6 protein-coding genes are annotated in these 5,958 nt (G+C 63.6%); 4 read left to right on the top strand and 2 right to left on the bottom strand.

From position 1 onward, the window contains the following. Positions 1-453, bottom strand: a 453-nt coding sequence (locus ACE3OH_RS18290; protein ID WP_374356533.1) for a hypothetical protein, incomplete at its 3' end; no start/stop codon positions are given. A 242-nt stretch (positions 454-695) separates the two neighbouring features. Here ACE3OH_RS18290 and ACE3OH_RS18285 point away from each other — a divergent pair. From ACE3OH_RS18285 to ACE3OH_RS18270, 4 genes are all read left to right on the top strand, one after another. Further along, positions 696-2,033 (top strand): sigma-54-dependent transcriptional regulator, encoded by a 1,338-nt coding sequence (locus ACE3OH_RS18285; RefSeq protein ID WP_374356530.1) that lies wholly within the window; start codon positions 696-698, stop codon positions 2,031-2,033. Next, positions 2,023-3,267, top strand: coding sequence for a PAS domain-containing sensor histidine kinase (locus ACE3OH_RS18280; protein ID WP_374356527.1), 1,245 nt, complete (start codon positions 2,023-2,025; stop codon positions 3,265-3,267). The genes ACE3OH_RS18285 and ACE3OH_RS18280 overlap by 11 nt, the downstream gene beginning before the upstream one ends. 283 nt (positions 3,268-3,550) lie before the next feature. Next, positions 3,551-4,699 (top strand): acyltransferase family protein, encoded by a 1,149-nt coding sequence (locus ACE3OH_RS18275; protein ID WP_374356524.1) that lies wholly within the window; start codon positions 3,551-3,553, stop codon positions 4,697-4,699. Between the two features lie 113 nt (positions 4,700-4,812). After that, the gene (locus ACE3OH_RS18270) at positions 4,813-4,998 is read left to right on the top strand and encodes a hypothetical protein (RefSeq protein WP_374356518.1); all 186 of its coding nucleotides are present in this window, start codon (positions 4,813-4,815) and stop codon (positions 4,996-4,998) included. Positions 4,999-5,114: 116 nt separating this feature from the next. On the opposite strand, the gene ACE3OH_RS18265 is transcribed toward ACE3OH_RS18270, so the two are convergent. Next, positions 5,115-5,903 (bottom strand): 1-acyl-sn-glycerol-3-phosphate acyltransferase, encoded by a 789-nt coding sequence (locus ACE3OH_RS18265; RefSeq protein ID WP_374356515.1) that lies wholly within the window; start codon positions 5,901-5,903, stop codon positions 5,115-5,117. Positions 5,904-5,958 lie beyond the last annotated feature (55 nt).

Raw genomic sequence — 5,958 nt, 5'->3', positions numbered from 1 at the left:
TACCAGGCCGACCTTGAGCGAAGACAGATTGGAGATCTGCTGCGCCACATCCGATGCCCGCGCCAGCACTTCTTGCTGCCGCTGCGGATTGGACAGCTTGAACAGCAGCTCGCCTTTTTTCACCAGGGCGCCGTCATGGGCATAGATCGCCTCCACCCGGCCGCCTTCGGTGGCATCCAGCACGATAGATGCCAGTGGCGTGGCGTTGGCGCGCAATACCAGCTCATCGCGGAACTCGCCGCTGCGCACGGTGGCAATATCGAGCTCGCCGGCCTTGACGGCATAGCCACGCGGCAACGACCACCAGCCGGCCAAGGCGGTGGCCAGCACCAAGGCGGCAATCGCCATCGGCTTGCCAAAGCGTTGGCGACGACTGCGGGTGATACGGCGGTCCATGCCGGAGCCGGTAACGGGCTGCTCCGGGTGGCCGGGGTGATTGAGTGGGGCATTCATCAGCGTGATCCTTTGCACATGCAGATGCCTACTTCATTGCAGCAATCGTGCCAGTGTTAAAAATCCAATAAAAACAATGCATTAAGAATTATTCTTGCCGGGCTTTATCAAGAACTGTCCGCTTTCGGACAGCGGACACTGTCCGCAAGCGAACAGGCGTTTGCCCGAACGCGCGCTGAGTCGATATGCTTTGCGCGCACCTCGCCTGCACATCCGCTTTTTCGATTTACCCTTGCCTCGCCATGACTGATTCCATCCTGATACTCGACGACGACCCCGATGTAGCCATGGCGGCGCGGCTCTTGCTGCGCCGGCGCTTTGGCGAGGTGAAGGCGGTCCATCAGCCAGCACAGCTATGGCTGGAGCTGGAACGCACGCCGCCGGCGGTATTGCTGCTCGATATGAATTTCAGCGGCGGACGCGCCGACGGTGGCGAGGGGCTGGCGGTATTGCGCCAGCTGATGAGCCGCCGCGATGCGCCAGCGGTGATCATGATGACCGCCTATGCCGAAGTGGCGCTGGCGGTCGAGGCGGTGAAGCTGGGTGCCTTCGACTTTCTGACCAAGCCTTGGGACAACGCCAAACTGCTGGCGACGGTCGAGGCGGCGCTGGCCAGTCGCCAGCCGCAGGCCGCCGGGCATGGCAGTGCGCTGCTTGGTGAATCGGCACCGATGCGTGAATTGCGCGCCATGATCGCCAGCGTGGCGCCCACCGAGGCAAATGTGCTGATTCTTGGCGAAAACGGCGTCGGCAAAGAGCTGGTTGCCGAGGCCATCCATACGGCATCGCGGCGCAGCGCCGCCACCTTTCTCGCTGTCGATATGGGGGCCTTGCCCGAATCCACCTTCGAGAGCGAGTTGTTCGGCCACCGCAAGGGCAGCTTTACCGATGCGCGCAGCGACCGTGCCGGGCGCTTTCAGGCGGCCCGAGGCGGCACGCTGTTTCTCGACGAAATCGGCAATATGCCGCTGGCCAATCAGGCCAAGTTGCTCACCGCGCTGGAGCGGCGCCAGGTCACGCCGGTGGGGGCGGACAAACCCGAGGCAATCGATGTACGCATTGTCAGCGCCACCAACCTGGAAGAAGCCCGGCTGGTGGATGCGGCTTGCTTTCGGCCTGACCTGTTGTACCGGCTCAATACCATCGTGCTGCGAGTGCCGCCCTTGCGCGCGCGGCGCGACGATATCGTGCTGCTGGCCGAGCACTATCTGCGCCATTACGCCCGCCAATACGGCAAGGCAGCGCGGCCGCTGGATGCCAGTGCGGCGCTGGCACTCAGTCAGCACAGCTGGCCGGGCAATGTGCGTGCCTTGCGCCATGCCTGCGAGCGGGCGGTGATTTTGAGTGCTAGTGCCAGTTATCTGCCCGGCGATTTCGGGCTGGATGGCGAGGCGCTATCCGCAGCGCAGCCCGTACCGGCAGCGGCAAGCGCGAGCGAGGCATTGGGGCTGGCCGAGCGCGAGCGGGCGGCAGTGGCCGCAGCGATGCAGCGGGCCGAGGGCAATATCAGCGCGGCCGCCAAGCTGCTCGGGGTGAGCCGCGCCGCGCTGTACCGGAAACTGGAAAAACATGGGCTCTGAATCAAACACGGTAGCGCGTATTGATACGCAAAAAACCCGCCAGGCCCGCATCCTGATCGCGCTGGCCGCCGCGCTGCTGACGGTGTCTGCCGCGCTGGCCGGCGCAAATGTCCAGTCGCCACGCTTGCTGGTGAGCTGCGCGCTGCTGGAGCTATTGGCGCTATTGATCGGTGGCACCGCACTTGCGCGATTGCAGCGGGTGGTGCTGGTGCCGGAAGTCGATCTCACGCCCGGTCTGCCGGCAGCCATTGCCGATCTGCAAGCCTTGGTGCAAAGCCTGGAAACCCAGCTTGATCACGCGCCGGTGGCGTTGTGGCGTGCCAGCGGCGGGCAGGTCGACCCGGTCAATACCGCAGCGCGCCGCCTGCTGGCGCCCGGCAGTGCTGCCGAACCCGAGGCCTTGCGCCAGACCTTGCTGGCGGCTACTTCCGGCAAGCGCCAGCTGATCGACTACGACAGCGAGCGTGGCAGCGAGCGCGCAGTGCTGGCGGCAGCGGAGCTGACATTGCGCGGCGAGGCGGAGCGGCTGTTGGCGTTGATGCCGATCGAATCGGAGCTGGAAGCGGAAACCCTGGCAGCCTGGCGGCAACTGGTGCATGTGCTCACTCACGAGATCATGAATTCACTGACGCCGATCGCCTCGCTATCGCGCACCGCGCAGGACATGCTGGCCGATCTGCCGGAGGTGGACGAAGACTTGCGTGGCGCACTCGATACCATTGCCCGCCGCGCCAGCCATCTGGCGGAATTTGTCGCGGGCTATCGCAGTGTCAGCCAGCTACCGGCGCCGCAGCGGGCAGCGGTGAAGGTGGCCGAGCTGCTGGCCCGGTTGGAGCAATTGGTCGGCAAGGATTGGCAGCAGCGCGGCGGCAGCGCCCGCTTTGCAGTAGAGCCCGCGTCGCTGGAATTGATGGCCGATGCCGGCCAGCTGGAGCAGGCGCTGCTCAATCTGATCAAGAATGCAGCCGATGCCACCGCCCAGCTGGCGCAGCCCAGGCTGGAAGTGCTGGCGCGCTTGGCACGCGGCGGGCGCCTGGTGATCGAGGTGATGGACAACGGCCCCGGCGTGCCCGATGGCATGCAGGCGCGCATCTTCACGCCGTTTTTCACCACCAAGGAACACGGCCTCGGCGTGGGGCTGGCGCTGGTGCGCAATCTGGTCCACGGCATGGGCGGCACGGTGCGCTATGCCAAGCGCCCCAGCGGCGGGGCCTGCTTTGTACTGGCGTTTTGAGAGGCGTTTGTCAGAGTTAGCCAGTGACTGCAACTACTCTGTCATCGGCTACCACCGGCAGAGCCTGGCAATATGGTTGCATCGCATTCGCATGCTTTGCCACTCATCCTGCCAGTTTGCCAGTCGTCAGCGTAAATGCCCTATCGATCGCAAGCAGGCCGATTTTCAGGGTTTTCACCTAGAATCCGCTCCCGCTGACATTGGCTCAAGCAGCGTGGCCCTGGTAATACCTCCCGATGCAGTTCCAACAAACTATCTCTGCCAATCAAAAGAAAGCTCCCGCATGTCCCGTTTGCCCGGCCTTGATCTGATGCGCGCCATCGCCATCCTCTGGGTATTGCTGTACCACGGCATCGTGCTGGGGCTTGGCTCGCCGCTGCCGGCCTTGGCGCAGCTTGGCTGGATGGGGGTGGACCTGTTCTTTGTGCTCAGCGGCTTCCTGATCGGCGCGCAATGGCTGGCTGCTTGCCAGGATGGCAAGCCAGCGCCGTTTGGCGACTTCTATCTGCGCCGCGCATTCCGCATCCTGCCGGCCTATTTGGTGATTGTGGCGATCTACTTTGCTCTGCCGAGTCTGCGCGAGCGGCCGCTGATCCAGCCCTTGTGGCAATTCCTCAGCTTTACCGAAAACCTGCTGATCGACTTTTCCAAGCCCAAAGCGTTTTCGCATGTTTGGTCGCTCTGTGTGGAAGAGCATTTCTACCTGGCCTTCCCGGTGCTGGCCTGGCTGCTGCTCAAGCGTCCATCCTGGCAGAAGACCGTTGCGGTATGCGTCGCCATTGTCGTCGCCGGCATGGCCTTGCGCGCCCACCTGTGGAATAGCGAGCTGGCGGCGATACAGGCAAGTGGCAACCCGGGCCAATTGGCGCGGCGCTACTATGAGCTGATCTACTACCCAAGCTGGACCCGCCTCGATGGCCTGCTGATGGGGGTGCTGCTGGCGATCATCAAGGTATATCGCCCGACGCTGTGGACGCGCATGCTGGCCCGCCCGCAGGTCTTGCTGGTCGCCGGTGCGCTGCTGCTATGGGGCGCCATCCAGTTGTTTGCCGCCGATCTAGCCTATGCGCCTGCCGTATATGGCTACCCGCTGTTATCACTCGCCTGGGCGCTGATCGTCGCCTCGGCAGCCAGCCGCCAAGGCTGGCTGGGCCGCTGGCAGCTGCCCGGTATCGGCGCCATTGCCACCCTGGCGTTCAGCCTCTACCTGAGCCACAAGCTGGTGTTTGCCGCACTCAAGACCCAGTTCGGCCCGCTATTCGCCGAACACGGTGCGCTGGCCTTTGCCAGCTATGCCATCGGCGCACTGCTTGTCGCTGCCCTGCTTTACTGGGGTGTGGAAAAACCGTTCCTGCGGCTGCGCGATCGGCTGCTGGGCAAGCAGGCCGACAGCGCGAGCGCACGTCCGGCACTGGCGGCCAACACCATCTGAACCTACGCAACTTTTGCCATCCGCCCCCGGTTCGGCATTACTGCCAAGCACAAGCTCGCCAAGGCTAGGTAGGCTCCGCCGGGTTGTTTCGAATATCCTTTCGAGGGGGCGACATGGCGAAGATCAAGGGCTGGAGTGCAATGGAAGACCAGCTACTCAAGCGCAGCATTCAGCAAGGCGATGACCTCGGCCATATCGCCGGTCGACTCGGTCGCGGTGAGCAGGAAATCGTTGTACGGATCGTCATGCTAGGCATCCGGGTGCCATCGGCACCGCAGCCGCGCTACGCAATGGCTTGAAAACCGGGTTGTAGCAAGGGGCGCCACCGGGCAGGGTGGCGCCCCTTTTTGCTTGATCGGCCTGGGCTGCCGATTACACTCGCCGCATCGTCGTCATGCCGTGGCGCGAAGTATGCTCAGGCAGCGCGATAGCGCCAGCGTGCCTGCCGGCGCGGGGCAAGGTTGTAGACATGCTCGCGCAGCTGCGCCGCCGCTTCGGGCAGGCTCAGCTGGCGCTGGGAAATTTCTTCCCAGGGCAAGATGGCGCCAATCTGGATCGGTAAATGGATGGCGCGATTACCGAATGCCTCCTTGGCCAGCAGCAACATGGCGGCGGGCTTGTACAGCATCGACCAGGCGTAAAAGCTCAGCGAATTGCGGCCACCCATATGCACCGGCAGGATAGGTGCGCGGGCGCGCTCGGCCACCCGCAAAAAGCCGGTGCGCCAGATGCCGTCGCGTATGCCTTGCGGACTAGCGCGCGATACTTCGCCACTGGGGAAAAACAATACCGCTTCGCCACGCGCCAGCGCCGCATCGATGGCGCTGACATTGCGCTGGTTGCTGCGGCCACTCAGATTATCGACCGGCAGCAATATGTCGCGGGCCGGCTGAAATTGCAGCAGCACATCGCTGACCACCATGCGCACATCGCGCCGCACCCGGCTGACCAACTGGATCAGCGCCGCGCCATCGAGCGCACCGAGCGGATGGTTGGCAACGATCACCACCGGGCCGCTGGCTGGAATGTGTTCCATGCCGCTGGCGTGATAAGTGACTTCAAGAAAGTCGAGCAAGCGGTCATTGAAGGCGAGGCCTGTCGCACCGTCGCTGTACTGCAGCAGCTGGTTCAGACGCGTTTCGCGCAGCAGATGAGCCAGGGTGGCCACCACCGGTTTACGCAGCAGCGCGGGTTTTTTCGGCAAATGTCGGAAAGCGTTCGTGCAGCAGGTTTTCGATTGATATCACGCCTGTCTCCTG

It is taken from the genome of Chitinimonas sp. (genome assembly GCF_041904975.1).
GTDB lineage: Bacteria > Pseudomonadota > Gammaproteobacteria > Burkholderiales > Chitinimonadaceae > Chitinimonas.
This window is presented reverse-complemented; position numbering and strand designations above follow the sequence as displayed.

Excerpts from the sequence above, each read along its gene's own strand:
- ACE3OH_RS18285 (WP_374356530.1), top strand. The coding sequence starts at position 696 with ATGACTGATTCCATCCTGATACTCGACGACGACCCCGATGTAGCCATG.
- ACE3OH_RS18280 (WP_374356527.1), top strand. The coding sequence starts at position 2,023 with ATGGGCTCTGAATCAAACACGGTAGCGCGTATTGATACGCAAAAAACC.
- ACE3OH_RS18275 (WP_374356524.1), top strand. The coding sequence starts at position 3,551 with ATGTCCCGTTTGCCCGGCCTTGATCTGATGCGCGCCATCGCCATCCTC.
- ACE3OH_RS18270 (WP_374356518.1), top strand. The coding sequence starts at position 4,813 with ATGGCGAAGATCAAGGGCTGGAGTGCAATGGAAGACCAGCTACTCAAG.